We start from the raw sequence: 13,644 nt of genomic DNA on the forward strand, positions 1-13,644 counted from the left end.
ACAGAGGAAACACAAGCTAATGATTCATGTAATAATTTTTAAATAATAAAAATAGCTGTGAAAAGAGAATTATTTTAAAATCTTATTCAAAAATCCTCTACAATATGATAAAATGTATTTAGATTTTTAAAGCTAGATTTAAAGCTAATCTTTCTTTAAAACATAAAATATATATTGAAATGAAAGGAGATGTATGATTAAAAGAGTATCATTACTGATGTTATCAATTTTAATGATGATGACTGTTGCTGTGCAATCATACAGTAAAGAGTATAAAATGAAAGTAAAGATTATTACTGCAAAAGGTGATGTTAATATTAATTTGTTACCTGATAAATCGCCTGTAACTGTTGCTAATTTTGTAAACTTAGCAAAAAAAGGATATTATGATGGATTAAAATTCCATAGGGTTATTGACAACTTTATGGCACAAGGAGGAGATCCGACTGGAACAGGAATGGGAGGACCAGGATACCGATTTGAAGACGAAGTTAATAATGGACTGAATTTTTCTAAAGCTGGTAAACTAGCTATGGCAAATGCTGGACCAGGAACAAATGGAAGTCAGTTTTTCATTACAACTGTACCAACAGAATGGTTAAATGGTAATCATACAATTTTTGGAGAAGTTGTGTCGGATGCTGATTTAGCTGTTGTAAAAAAATTATCTAATGGAGATGTAATGACAAAAGTTGTAGTTGAAGGAGATGTTGATGCTTTCCTAAAAACTCAAAAAAATAGAATTGACAGCTGGAATAAAACTTTAAAGCAAAATTTTCCAAATAAATTTTAATTGAAAGGAACAAAAAAATGGCAAAAGAAAAAGTAGTTTTAGCATATTCAGGTGGACTTGATACATCGATTATCATACCTTGGCTAAAAGAAAATTATGATTTAGAAGTAATTGCGTGCTGTGTTGATGTTGGACAAGATGAAGATATGGAAGCTGTAAAAGTTAAAGCTATCGAATCTGGAGCTTCTAAGGTTTATGTAGAAGATAAAAAAGATGAATTTGTAAAAGATTATGCTTTCCGTGCTTTAAGAGCAGGGGCAGTTTATGAAAATAAATATTTATTGGGAACTTCATTTGCAAGACCATTAATTTCTAAAGCATTGGTGGATGTTGCCCACAAAGAAGGAGCGACGTATATTTGTCACGGATGTACTGGAAAAGGAAATGATCAAGTTAGATTTGAAACTGGCGTATTTTCATTAGATCCAACATTAAAAATTATTGCACCTTGGAGACTTTGGGATATTTCTTCAAGAGAAGATGCAATTGACTATGCACAAAAAAATAATATAAAAATAACTGTAACGAAAGAAAAAATTTACTCAAGAGATCAGAATTTATGGCATATCTCACATGAAGGCGGAGATATTGAAGGGCTTGAAAATGAGCATAAGGAAGATATTGTCTATATGATGACAACTCCGCCTGAAAAAGCACCAGACAAGCCAACATACGTAGATATTACATTTGAACAAGGTTGGCCAGTAAAAGTTGACGGAGAAGCATTGGAGCCAGTGGAATTATTAAGAAAATTAAATAAAATTGCTGGAGAAAATGGTGTTGGTGTTATTGACATTGTTGAAAATAGATTAGTTGGAATGAAATCAAGAGGAATTTATGAAACACCAGGTGGAACATTGTTAATGGAAGCACTAAAAGAGCTTGAAACTTTAATTTTTGATAAAGATACTTTTGAATTTAAAAAACTTGTTTCTCAAAAATATGCAAGTATAGCTTATTCAGGACAATGGTTTACACCCCTTCGTGAAGGACTTGACGCATTTGTAGATGAAACTTCAAAAAATGTAAATGGTACAATAAAACTGAAACTATACAAAGGAAGTATAAAAATCGCTGGAAGATTTACTGATTTTGCATTGTATGATGAAGAAATTTCTTCATTTGGTGCAAGTGAACTTTATAGTCACAAAGATGCAGAAGGATTTATAAAATTATTCTCACTTCCAAACAGAATCAGAGCTTATAAAAAACATAAATAAAATTAATTGAAGGATTCTTAAAATAACAATTTTGGGAATTCTTTTTTATTTGTTCTTTATTTATTTTTACAGAATCGCTCATTTTGACAAATCCTTATCTTGCAGTAAAAGTTTATTAATTTATTTTATTAAAGAAAAATATTTATCATAGATTTCGAATTTTTAATATAGATTGATTATAACTAAAATTTATTACAAATAAGAATTAAAATATATAGTTAAAAAATTTACAAAACCAATTTTTTGTAGTACAATATAGAAGAATTGGTTAAAAATAGATAAAATTTGAAAAATAGTAATAAATAGATAAAATTTTTTAATATAGGAGGTTTTAATGAAAATAAAAGATATGTTTGAACAGAAGGAGCATCTTATTTCCTTTGAGATTTTTCCACCAAACAAAAATTTTTCGCAAGAGAAATTAAAAGAGGTGACGGCTGAACTGGTTGAATGCAAGCCTGATTTTATTAGCGTTACATACGGTGCAGGCGGTCAAACTAAAGGTGGGACTATTGAAATGGCTTCTCACATTAAAAATAATTTGAAAACAGAAGTTTTGGCTCATTTAACTTGTGTTGGAAGTAAGAAAAGCGAAATTCATGATTATTTGCAGGAAGCAAAAAGTAAAAATGTAAAAAATATTTTGGCACTTCGTGGAGATGTTCCGCAAGGAGAAACAGAAGATATTTATAACAAGGGCGATTATAAGTACGCTTCTGAACTGATTAGTGACTTGAGAAAAAACAGTGAATTTGATGATTTTTCAATTGGTGGTGCGTTTTATCCAGAAACTCACTATGAAAATAATGATTTGGTTGATCTTTTTCATTTAAAGAATAAAGTTGAATCTGGAACAGATTTTTTAACTTCTCAAATGTTCTTTGATAATGATATTTTTATAAAATTTAAGGAAAAAGCAGAAAAACTAGATATAAAAGTACCTTTAGTTGCAGGAATTATGCCAGTTACAAATGCAAAGCAGATAAAAAGAATTATAGAGCTGTCAAAATGCTCTGTACCTCACAAATTAGATAAATTATTGGAAAAATACGGAGATAATCCAGAATCTATGAAAAAGGCTGGAATAATGTACGCAAGTGAGCAAATCATAGAATTATTGGCTTATGGAATCAAGGGAATTCATATTTATACAATGAATAAACCTGAAATAGCAAAGGAAATTATGAAAAATATTGAATTTGCAAGATAAATTTTAAATATTTATTTAACAAATTAATTTTTGAAATATTTTGATTGTATAGATGTTTTTATCATATTATTTTTTATAAAAACAAGGGTTATTGATAATTTGAAACTGAAATAATTAAAATATAAAACAGGAGGTAACAAAATGTCTATAAAAAAAGTATTAACAATTGCAGGATCTGATACAAGCGGAGGAGCTGGTATACAGGCGGATCTGAAAACGTTTCAGGAAAGAGGAGTGTATGGAATGAACGCTCTGACAGTTATTGTTACAATGGATCCTAAAAATAGCTGGGCTCACAAAGTTTTTCCAATTGAATTGAATGTTATAAAAGAGCAAATTGATACAGTTGTAAATGGAATTGGAGTGGATGCATTAAAAACTGGCATGCTTCCTACAGTTGAAATTATTGAATATGTAGGTTCTATTTTAAAAAATTGTAAAAATCCAGTTGTTATAGATCCCGTTATGGTATGCAAAGTGAGCAGCGGCTCTACTGAAAATCTTTTCCCAGAAAATGTAGTTGCCATGAAAAATCATTTATTGCCTTACGCAACTGTTGTTACTCCAAACTTATTTGAAGCCGCACAGTTAGCTGGAATGGAAAAAATTGACACGCTTGAGGAAGCAAAGGAAGCGGCTAAAAAAATATGTGACTTAGGTGCAAAAAATGTTGTTATAAAAGGAAGAAAATTTTTCGCTGGAGAAAAATCAATTGATTTCTTATACGATGGAAAAGATTTTGAATTTTTTGAATCTGAAAAAATTGATACAGAATGGAATCATGGTGCAGGATGTACTTTCTCCGCCTCAATCACAGCAGAACTGGCAAAAGGTTCCACAGTAAGCGAAGCAGTCTCCACTACAAAAAAATTAATCACAGAAGCCTTGAAACAGTCCTTTAAATTAAACGACTATACTGGGCCTTTAAATCATAAGGCATTTGCTTTAAAATAATAAATAATAAAAATATATTTTAAAAAGTATTCTCTTTGGAGTAGGTGTTTAAGAGGATACTTTTTTTGTAAAATTTTAACTTATCATAAATTGCAATATTAAATGCAACATTTTTTTATCTGAAAATCAAATAGGAGAATATAAATAATGGGAAAAAATAGTCTTGAAGAATTGGAAAATTTGATGTGGAAAAAATATAAAAAACAAATAAGTTTTCAACAATTACAAAAGGAATTTTTAAAAAATGATGATGAAAGAATAGAGTATATAAAAACAGAGTTGGAAAAAGCATATAATGAAAAAAATGGAGACAGCGTATATATTTTAATTTCAGCAATTTACATGTTCGAATTATACAGTGAAAAATTTGTTGATATTTTATGCAAATTAACAAAAGAAGAATGGCATGGAAAACATGAAGATATAGTATTTTATCTCCAACAAATGGAGCTACCTTCTACAATAGACTGTATATACGAACTGGCAATTTCAAATTTTGAAAAATATAGTTGGGATGATAATTTTGCATTAGTGAGAAAATGCTGTTTTGCTTTGGGAGATATTAATACGCCTAAGGCGAAAGAAAAGCTGGAATCACTGTTGCAGAGTGATGAAGAAATGATAAGGAAACATGCAATGGAGCAGTTGGAAAGATGTGATTTTTTAAATAAAGATGATTAAAAAAATAGATTATTGTATGTAAAAAATAAAAATTATTATATAGAAAAATATAAATAAATTATTTTCACAATTGATTTTATTACAATTTTTTGATAAAATATATAAGTATAATTTGATTTGATAAACAAATAAATTTATGATAAAATCAGTTTATGAAATAATTAAAAATTGATATGTTTCACTCAAATTTTTGATTCGATTAAGTTTGGTGAAATATTAGATATATTTAGAAAAATTTTGGAGGTAAAATTAACATGAGTTTGTTAGAATTGAAAAACGTAAAATCTGAAGTAGAGGGGAAGGAAATCTTAAAAGGACTGAACTTGACTATAAATAAAGGAGAAGTTCATGTAATTATGGGGCCTAATGGAGCAGGAAAATCTACACTTGCAAGTATTCTTGTGGGACATCCAAAACATGAGCTTGTTGATGGGGAAATTATTTTGGATGGAGAAAATATTAATGAAGATGCTGTTGACGAAAGAGCTAAAAAAGGGATTTTCCTATCATTTCAATATCCAGAAGAAATACCGGGACTTACAGTAGAAGACTTTTTGAGAACAGCAAAAGAATCTGTTACTGGTGAAAAACAGTATTTAATGCAATTTCACAATGAACTAGTAGAAAAAATGGAAAAACTTCACATTAATCCCGAATATGCAGATAGACACTTAAATGTTGGATTTTCTGGTGGAGAAAAGAAAAAAAATGAAATTTTACAAATGGCAGTTTTAGAGCCAAAATTGGCTATTCTGGATGAAACTGATTCTGGACTTGATATTGACGCTACAAAAGTTGTATTTGAAGGTGTTCAAAAATTAAAGACTAAAGATACAGCTTTACTTATAATTACACACTATGATAAAGTGCTGGATTATTTAAAGCCTGATTTTGTTCATATTTTGATGAATGGAAAAATTGTTAAGACAGGTGGGCAAGAATTAGTTGAAAGCATTGAAAAAGATGGTTATGCTAAAATGAAGGAAGAATTAGGATTATAATTAATACAGAATAGAAAGTGTGGGAATAATGGAAAATAGAAAAAAAACATATGTTGCAGATATTGAACGTGGTGTCTATGATATAAAAGACGAAGGACATTATAAATATAAGGCTGAAAAGGGACTTACTCCTGAAATTATCAAAAAAATTTCAGAAAGAAAAAATGAGCCTGAATGGATGAGAGAATTTAGATTAAAGGCATTAGAAGTTTACAATTCAAAACCTATGACTGACTGGGGTCCAGATTTATCAGATCTTGATGTAAATGATATTGTGCATTATTTAGAACCTGATTCGGCACCTATGAATGAAAACTGGGATGATGTACCAAGCTATATAAGAGATACATTTGACAGACTTGGAATTCCTGAGGCTGAAAAGCAGTCACTTGCAGGAGTAGGAGCACAATATGATTCGGAAGTAGTTTATCACAGCATTCATAAAGAATTGAAAGAACAAGGTGTAATTTATACAGATATTGAAACTGCTATGGTAGAATATGAAGATATGCTAAAGGAATATTTTATGACATTAATTACGGTTAATGATCACAAATTTGCGGCATTACATGGAGCAGTATGGTCTGGAGGATCATTTATCTACGTTCCAAAAGGAGTAAAGGTAAATATGCCTTTACAATCATATTTTAGATTGAATGCACCTGAAGCAGGACAATTTGAGCATACGCTTATTATTGTGGACGAAGGAGCTGATTTGCATTATATCGAGGGATGTTCTGCTCCAAAATATCAAAAAAATGCATTGCATGCGGGAGCGGTTGAATTATTTGTAAGAAAAGGGGCAAGATTAAGATATTCAACAATTGAGAATTGGTCAAGAAATATGTACAATCTTAATACAAAAAGAGCAATAGTGGAAGATGATGGAGTAGTTGAGTGGATTTCTGGATCATTTGGATCAAGAGTTTCGATGCTTTACCCAATGAGTATTCTAAAAGGCGATCGTTCAAGATGTGAATTTACAGGAGTTACATTTGCAGCAGCTGGACAATATTTGGATACAGGATGTAAAATTGTTCATCAAGGAAAACAGACAAGTTCGACAGTTCATTCAAAATCAATTTCCAAAAATGGAGGAACAGCATTTTATAGAGGGCTTTTAAAAGTATTGCCAGAAGCAACTGGAGCAAGATCAACAGTAGAATGTGAATCATTAATGCTGGATAATGAATCAACATCAGACACTATACCAATAATTGATATAAATAATGATAGCGTAGATATTGGACATGAAGCAAAAATCGGAAGAATAAGCGACGAAGCAATATTTTATCTTATGTCAAGAGGTATAAGCGAAGATGAAGCAAAGGCGATGATTGTAAGAGGATTTGTTGAGCCAATTTCTAAGGAGCTTCCGCTTGAATATGCTGTAGAGCTTAATAAATTGATAGAGCTGGAGCTGGAAGGAACAATCGGATAAACAGGCAAAACTCAAATTGCTGAAAAATGGAAGGAGCAAAAATGTTAGAAAAATCAAGCATACAAAATCTTGAAAATAGTGAATACAGACTGAAAAAGTTTGAACAATATAAAAAGCTTGAAAAAGTTAATTGGACAAGAGTAGGCTATCAATACGAAGAGCCTGAAACATTTAAGAAATTTAATAATCTAGAAATAAAGCATGGAAATCAAGAAGGAGTTGCTATAAAAAATATTAGTGACTCAATAGATGAGCTGGAAAGATTAAAAAATGATAATGAATATGGACTAGGAGACTTTTTTAAGACACAGAATCTTGCTTTTTGTAATGAAGGGAAGTACCTAAAAATTGCTGAAAGAAAAAAAATTGAAAAGCCAATTTACTTAAATTATCGTGCAAATAAAGAAAATAATTTTCTAGTTGACTACAATGTTATTGAAGTCGAAGACTTTGCAAAAGTTACAGTAATTATTACTTATGATTCAGAAGATGATACGCCAGTTTATCATAATGGAATTATAAAAGTGTTCACTGGAAGAAATGCAGAAGTAAAAATTATAAAAATACAAACTTTAAATACAAAAAGTTCTAATTTTGAGTCATCAAAAATTGAAACTTTGGGTCAAGGAAAAACTCAATATTACAGTGTTGAACTAGGTGGAAAGATTAATGCGATAAGTCATAAATCTTATCTTGAAGAAGATTCATCAGAAGTTTATGTATGGCCTGCATACCTTGCTGATGAGGATAGAAAGCTGGACTTGGAGTATTCAGTAGTATTCCGTGGACGTAGAACAGTTGGGGAACTTCAGGGAAGAGGGGCTGTAAAAGATACGGCTAAAAAAGTATTTCGTGGAAACCTTTACTTTAAGCAAGGTTCGAGCAAGTCTGAAGGGCGTGAAGGAGAATTTGCCATCTTATTAAATGATAAAATAAAGGCTGACTCTATTCCAACATTATTCTGTAGCGAAGATGATGTTATCGGAGAACACGCTGCTTCTGTCGGAAAAGTTGATGAATCAAAATTATTTTATCTAATGAGCCGTGGACTTTCTGAAGGAAGAGCAAAAAAATTAATAGTAGAATCTTCATTCCGTCCAATAATGGATAACATCGATGACGAAAAGTTAAGAGAGAAATTATTTGAAGAACTGGAAAGAAGAATTTAAAATAAAAAATATGAATTTGAAAAATTACCCACAAAGTGATATAATTTTTATTGCTTGTGGGTAAAATTGTATAAGGAGGGAAAAATGGACTACAGAAAAGAATTTCCAATATTTAAGAATAGAAATAATCACTATCTTGATACAGCGGCAACTTCACAAAAGCCAAAAAGAGTGCTGGATAAAATTATGGAATATTATGAAAAATATAACGGCAATCCAGGGCGTGGTTCGCATACTTTATCCATGGAAGCCTCAAGCTTGATGGCAAACGCACGAAATACTGTACAGAAGTTTATTAATGCAAAATATCCTGAAGAAGTGATTTTTACAAAAAGTACAACTGAATCAATCAATTTAATAGCCTATTCTTACGGAATGGAATTTATAAATGAAAATGATGAAATAATTCTAGGAATTTCAAATCATCATGCAAATATTGTCCCTTGGCAGTTTGTCGCTAAAAAGAAAAATGCTAAGATAAAATTTGTGTACCTTACTGAAAATGGGCAATTTGATATTGAAGATTTTGAAAATAAATTGTCAGATAAAACAAAACTTGTAGCTGTTTCCGCTGTGGTAAATGTTACAGGAGTTATTCAGCCCATAAAGAAAATTATTGAAATTGCACGAAACAAAAATAAAAATATACGCATTCTTGTGGATGCTGCACAGTCGATGCTGCATTTTAAACATGATGTTCAAAAATTGGATGCGGATTTTCTTGTATTTTCAGGACATAAATTATTTACACCAATGGGAATTGGAGTTATGTATGGGAAAAAGGATATTCTTGACGAAATGCCGCCTTTTTTATACGGCGGAGATATGATTGAATTTGTAACAGAGGAGGAATCAACGTTTGCACCACTTCCAAATAAGTTTGAAGGCGGGACTCAAAATGTGGAAGGGGCAGTAACTCTGGAAGAAGCAATTAATTTTATTGAAGAAATAAGTTATGAGAAAATTAATGAAATTGAAAATTCTCTTACGGAAATTGCTTTAGAAAAATTGAAAAAGCTAGATTTTGTGGAAACATATTTTACAAAATATGTTGAGCGTGCTGGAATTATTGCCTTTAATGTAAAAAATGTGCATTCTCATGATGTGGCATTTATACTTGACTCGTATAATGTGGCAGTTCGTTCAGGACATCATTGTGCACAGCCTTTAATGAAGTATTTAGGAGTGCCTTCGTGCTGTCGTGCGAGTTTTAGCATTTACAACAATGAAGAGGATGTTGATAAACTGATAGAAGTGCTTTTAAAAGTGAAGGAAGTTTTTGAATTATAGGAAAAATAAATAAAAGAAAAAATTTGAAAAGGAGGTTTAATATGAATTTAGAAAAAATATATCAGCAGACAATACTCGAATATAGCAGACGTAAGGAACTAAACCGTGAAATTGAAAATCCGACATTTGCAGAACGTGGACATAATCCAAACTGTGGGGATGACTTGACGCTTGAAATAAAAACTGATGAAAACGGAGTAATAACAGATGCCGCTTTTATTGGAAGCGGATGTGCAATTTCAACGGCTTCTATGGCTATGCTGATTGACTTGGTAAAAGGGAAGACAATGGAAGAAGCAAAGAAAAAAGTAAATTTGTTTTTCAAAATGATGAAGCAGGAAGAAAAATTGACAAGTGAAGAAAGCAAAAAATTAGGAGATGCTGTTCTTATGGAATATGTGGCTCAAATGCCTGCAAGAGTAAAATGTGCGACACTTAGCTGGCATTCATTAAAAGTAATTGTAGAGAAAAGTGAAAAATAGAAAAAGGCTGTTAAAACAGCCTTTTTTGTTAGACCAAAAAATTTATAATTATTTCTTTACTAAAAATGTCAAATAAACACAAGAATTTATTACTAGAAAAAATTAAAAATTAAGCTAAAGTATAGGAAATCTAAATATTTTTAAATATTTTTAACAAAAAAAATGGCGTCCCCGGTTGGACTCGAACCAACGACCCTCTGATTAACAGTCAGATGCTCTAACCGGCTGAGCTACGGAGACACACAAAAGAAAAAAGTTTGGCAACTACCTATTTTCCCGGGACGAATCCAAGTATCGTAGGCGTAAACAGACTTAACTGCCGGGTTCGAAATGTAACCGGGTGTATCCCTGCTGCTAACATCACCAAACTTTAAAAACTAAATTGTCAAGTTAAGACAATGAGAAATAAATAGTAGTAGTAAAAGATTAATTAAAAAGCAGATGTAATATTAGTACCAGTCAGCTGAATGCATTGCTGCACTTACACCTCTGGCCTATCAACCATGTGTTCTCCATGGATACTGCGAATACTCATCTCAAAGTCGGTTTCTCGCTTAGATGCTTTCAGCGATTATCCGTTCCAGACGTGACTACCCAGCCATGCCACTGGCGTGACAACTGGTACATCAGAGGTCTGTCCAACCCGGTCCTCTCGTACTAAGGTCAGATCTTTTCAGTATTCAAGCGCCTGCAGTGGATAGGGACCGAACTGTCTCACGACGTTCTGAACCCAGCTCGCGTGCCTCTTTAATGGGCGAACAGCCCAACCCTTGGGACCTTCTCCAGCCCCAGGATGAGACGAGCCGACATCGAGGTGCCAAACACTTCCGTCGATATGGACTCTTGGGAAGTATCAGCCTGTTATCCCCGGGGTAGCTTTTATCCGTTGAGCGACGGTCCTTCCATACGGAACCGCCGGATCACTAACTCCTACTTTCGTACCTGCTCGACCCGTCAGTCTTGCAGTCAAGCTCCCTTATGCGTTTGCACTCTTAGGCTGATTTCCATCCAGCCTGAGGGAACCTTTGAACGCCTCCGTTACTCTTTGGGAGGCGACCGCCCCAGTCAAACTGCCCATCTAGCACTGTCTCCGTTACCAGATTAGAATTTCAACGGCATATGGTTGGTATTCCAACGACGACTCTGTTAAAACTGACGCCTTAACTTCACAGTCTCCCAACTATCCTATACACACACAGCCAAAACCCAATGCCAAACTACAGTAAAGCTCCACGGGGTCTTTCCGTCCTACTGCAGGTAGTCGGTATCTTCACCGACATTACAACTTCACCAGGTCTCCAGCCAAGACAGCTCCCAAATCATTTCACCATTCGTGCAGGTCGGAACTTACCCGACAAGGAATTTCGCTACCTTAGGACCGTTATAGTTACGGCCGCCGTTCACCGGGGCTTCAATTCGAATCTCTCAATCCTCCTCTTAACCTTCCGGCACTGGGCAGGTGTCAGCCCATATACGTCGCCTTTCAGCTTAGCATAGACCTGTGTTTTTGGTAAACAGTTGCTTGGGACTCTTCACTGCGGCCTGTTTCCCCTTGAGGTGTTTCTCCTCTCAAGTATATCAGGCACCCCTTCTCCCGAAGTTACGGGGCTATTTTGCAGAGTTCCTTAGCTAGAGTTATCCTGTCGGCCTTAAGTTTCTCACTCTGTCCACCTGTGTCGGTTTACAGTACGGGCACTATTTCTCATCGATAGAAGTTTTTCTCGGCAGTGTAGGATCTGTGACTTATGCTAATGCACTTCCCCATCAGGTCTCACATTTAGACACGCGGATTTTCCTGCGTGTCCATGCTACGCCCTTAGAAAGACTATTCCGTCAGTCTTCTCACATACCTTCCTGCGTCACTCCGTCTCTCAAGCGATAATAGTGGTACAGGAATATTAACCTGTTTTCCATTCGCCATCACAATTTTGCTTATGCTTAGGTCCCGACTTCCCCAGGGCGGACAAACCTTCCCCTGGAAACCTTGGACTTCCGGCCGGCGGGATTCTCGCCCGCCTTCTCGCTACTCATTCCTGCATTCTCACTTCTGATACCTCCAGAATGGCCTTACGGCATTCCTTCAACGGCCTACAGAACGCTCTCCTACCAGGCGTGTTTACACGCCTCCGCAGCTTCGGTTTATGTCTTAGCCCCGTTACATCTTCGGCGCAGATACTCTCGACCAGTGAGCTATTACGCACTCTTTTAAGGTATGGCTGCTTCTAAGCCAACCTCCTGGTTGTCTGTGAATATCCACCTCCTTTCCCACTTAGACATAATTAGGGACCTTAGCTGGCGGTCTGGGCTGTTCCCCTCTCGTCCGCGGACCTTGTCATCCGCGGACTCACTCCTGACTATTAATATATGGTATTCGAAGTTTGCTTGATTTCGGTAAGCAGTACGCCCCCTAGACCATACAGAGCTCTACCCCCACATATCTTAACGTCAAGGCTGCACCTAAATGCATTTCGGAGAGAACGAGCTATCTCCTAGTTCGATTGGCTTTTCACCCCTAGACCTGCCTCATCTCCCAACTTTTCAACGGCGGTGAGTTCGGCCCTCCACTGAGTCTTACCTCAGCTTCAGCCTGGACAGGCCTAGATCACTAGGTTTCGCGTCTATGACTAGCGACTTAACGCCCTATTAAGACTCGGTTTCCCTTCGGCTCCACTTTATTAACCTTGCCACTAATCATAACTCGCAGGATGATTAACCAAAATCCACGCAGTCACACATAAAGTGCTCCTACCGTTTGTAAGCACACGGTTTCAAATTCTATTTCACTCCCTTGCTCAGGGTTCTTTTCACCTTTCCCTCACGGTACTCTTCACTATCGGTCAACAACAGTATTTAGCCTTGCGTGATATGGTCCACGCTGATTCACGCCAGATTCCTCGTGCCTGACGCTACTCGGGTGCTTCCAGTCACTATATGTATTTTATGTTCTACAGGACTATCACCTTCTTTGGTTCAGCTTCCCAGCTGATTCTACTTACATACATACAGTTTAAACATTATGACAATCCGTTAATGGAAGTCCCACAACCCCGTGCCAGCAATGCTGTCCGCTTGGCACTGGCACGGTTTAGGCTTTTCCCCGTTCGCTCGCCGCTACTTAGGGAATCGTTTTTACTTTCTTTTCCTCCCGTTACTTAGATGTTTCAGTTCACGGGCTTACCGTTTTCACGCATGTCCTCCAGACATGCAGGTTTTCCCATTCGGAAATCTGGGGATTAACGATTATGTGCATCTTCTCCCAGCTTATCGCAGCTTATCACGTCCTTCATCGGCTGTTGTTGCCTAGGCATCCTCCGTGTGCCCTTATTAGCTTTTTATCCAGAATAACTTTTACTCTAGTTTCATTGTAATCTTTTACCTACTATTCATTTCCCATTGTCCTAAA

Annotated in this window: 10 protein-coding genes, 1 tRNA gene and 2 rRNA genes; 10 read left to right on the plus strand and 3 right to left on the minus strand. The window is 35.0% G+C overall.

Translation table 11 applies throughout. From position 1 onward, the window contains the following. Nucleotides 1–193: 193 nt before the first annotated feature. The 10 genes from BQ5344_RS11880 to sufU all read left to right on the plus strand — a co-directional run bounded on the left by BQ5344_RS11880 (nt 194) and on the right by sufU (nt 10,241). Nucleotides 194–793 (plus strand): peptidylprolyl isomerase, encoded by a 600-nt coding sequence (locus BQ5344_RS11880; protein WP_083378261.1) that lies wholly within the window; start codon nt 194–196, stop codon nt 791–793. Nucleotides 794–810: 17 nt separating this feature from the next. Further along, the gene (locus BQ5344_RS11885; protein ID WP_071125471.1) at nt 811–2,013 is read left to right on the plus strand and encodes an argininosuccinate synthase; all 1,203 of its coding nucleotides are present in this window, start codon (nt 811–813) and stop codon (nt 2,011–2,013) included. 334 nt (nt 2,014–2,347) lie between these two features. Next, nucleotides 2,348–3,223 carry a methylenetetrahydrofolate reductase [NAD(P)H] gene (gene metF, locus BQ5344_RS11890; protein WP_071125472.1) on the plus strand — a complete coding sequence of 292 codons (876 nt, stop codon included), beginning with the start codon at nt 2,348–2,350 and terminating at the stop codon, nt 3,221–3,223. 141 nt (nt 3,224–3,364) lie between these two features. Then, nucleotides 3,365–4,177 (plus strand): pyridoxine/pyridoxal/pyridoxamine kinase, encoded by an 813-nt coding sequence (gene pdxK / locus BQ5344_RS11895; protein WP_021768331.1) that lies wholly within the window; start codon nt 3,365–3,367, stop codon nt 4,175–4,177. A gap of 147 nt (nt 4,178–4,324) precedes the next feature. Next, nucleotides 4,325–4,858 carry a HEAT repeat domain-containing protein gene (locus tag BQ5344_RS11900; protein WP_071125473.1) on the plus strand — a complete coding sequence of 178 codons (534 nt, stop codon included), beginning with the start codon at nt 4,325–4,327 and terminating at the stop codon, nt 4,856–4,858. Nucleotides 4,859–5,112: 254 nt separating this feature from the next. Further along, complete coding sequence (gene sufC / locus BQ5344_RS11905; protein WP_021768329.1) at nt 5,113–5,859, plus strand: Fe-S cluster assembly ATPase SufC; 747 nt, start codon at nt 5,113–5,115, stop codon at nt 5,857–5,859. Between the two features lie 28 nt (nt 5,860–5,887). Beyond that, nucleotides 5,888–7,300, plus strand: coding sequence for a Fe-S cluster assembly protein SufB (sufB, locus tag BQ5344_RS11910; protein ID WP_205408005.1), 1,413 nt, complete (start codon nt 5,888–5,890; stop codon nt 7,298–7,300). 41 nt (nt 7,301–7,341) lie between these two features. Beyond that, entirely contained in the window at nt 7,342–8,469 is a 1,128-nt protein-coding gene (gene sufD, locus BQ5344_RS11915; RefSeq protein WP_071125475.1) for a Fe-S cluster assembly protein SufD, read from the plus strand. An 84-nt stretch (nt 8,470–8,553) separates the two neighbouring features. After that, nucleotides 8,554–9,759, plus strand: a complete 1,206-nt coding sequence (locus BQ5344_RS11920) for a SufS family cysteine desulfurase (protein ID WP_071125476.1) — start codon at nt 8,554–8,556, stop codon at nt 9,757–9,759. A 41-nt stretch (nt 9,760–9,800) separates the two neighbouring features. Beyond that, nucleotides 9,801–10,241, plus strand: a complete 441-nt coding sequence (gene sufU, locus BQ5344_RS11925) for a Fe-S cluster assembly sulfur transfer protein SufU (protein ID WP_071125477.1) — start codon at nt 9,801–9,803, stop codon at nt 10,239–10,241. Nucleotides 10,242–10,404: 163 nt separating this feature from the next. On the opposite strand, the gene BQ5344_RS11930 is transcribed toward sufU, so the two are convergent. The 3 genes from BQ5344_RS11930 to BQ5344_RS11940 all read right to left on the minus strand — a co-directional run bounded on the left by BQ5344_RS11930 (nt 10,405) and on the right by BQ5344_RS11940 (nt 13,576). Then, a tRNA-Asn gene (locus tag BQ5344_RS11930) sits at nt 10,405–10,481 on the minus strand. A 15-nt stretch (nt 10,482–10,496) separates the two neighbouring features. Beyond that, nucleotides 10,497–10,609, minus strand: a 5S ribosomal RNA gene (gene rrf / locus BQ5344_RS11935). A gap of 61 nt (nt 10,610–10,670) precedes the next feature. After that, nucleotides 10,671–13,576 (minus strand): 23S ribosomal RNA (locus BQ5344_RS11940). Nucleotides 13,577–13,644 lie beyond the last annotated feature (68 nt).

Origin of the sequence: Leptotrichia massiliensis, assembly GCF_900104625.1 — a bacterium.
In the GTDB taxonomy this organism is placed as follows: Bacteria; Fusobacteriota; Fusobacteriia; order Fusobacteriales; family Leptotrichiaceae; genus Leptotrichia; species Leptotrichia massiliensis.

Excerpts from the sequence above, each read along its gene's own strand:
- BQ5344_RS11880 (WP_083378261.1), top strand. The coding sequence starts at position 194 with ATGATTAAAAGAGTATCATTACTGATGTTATCAATTTTAATGATGATG.
- BQ5344_RS11885 (WP_071125471.1), top strand. The coding sequence starts at position 811 with ATGGCAAAAGAAAAAGTAGTTTTAGCATATTCAGGTGGACTTGATACA.
- metF (WP_071125472.1), top strand. The coding sequence starts at position 2,348 with ATGAAAATAAAAGATATGTTTGAACAGAAGGAGCATCTTATTTCCTTT.
- pdxK (WP_021768331.1), top strand. The coding sequence starts at position 3,365 with ATGTCTATAAAAAAAGTATTAACAATTGCAGGATCTGATACAAGCGGA.
- BQ5344_RS11900 (WP_071125473.1), top strand. The coding sequence starts at position 4,325 with ATGGGAAAAAATAGTCTTGAAGAATTGGAAAATTTGATGTGGAAAAAA.
- sufC (WP_021768329.1), top strand. The coding sequence starts at position 5,113 with ATGAGTTTGTTAGAATTGAAAAACGTAAAATCTGAAGTAGAGGGGAAG.
- sufB (WP_205408005.1), top strand. The coding sequence starts at position 5,888 with ATGGAAAATAGAAAAAAAACATATGTTGCAGATATTGAACGTGGTGTC.
- sufD (WP_071125475.1), top strand. The coding sequence starts at position 7,342 with ATGTTAGAAAAATCAAGCATACAAAATCTTGAAAATAGTGAATACAGA.
- BQ5344_RS11920 (WP_071125476.1), top strand. The coding sequence starts at position 8,554 with ATGGACTACAGAAAAGAATTTCCAATATTTAAGAATAGAAATAATCAC.
- sufU (WP_071125477.1), top strand. The coding sequence starts at position 9,801 with ATGAATTTAGAAAAAATATATCAGCAGACAATACTCGAATATAGCAGA.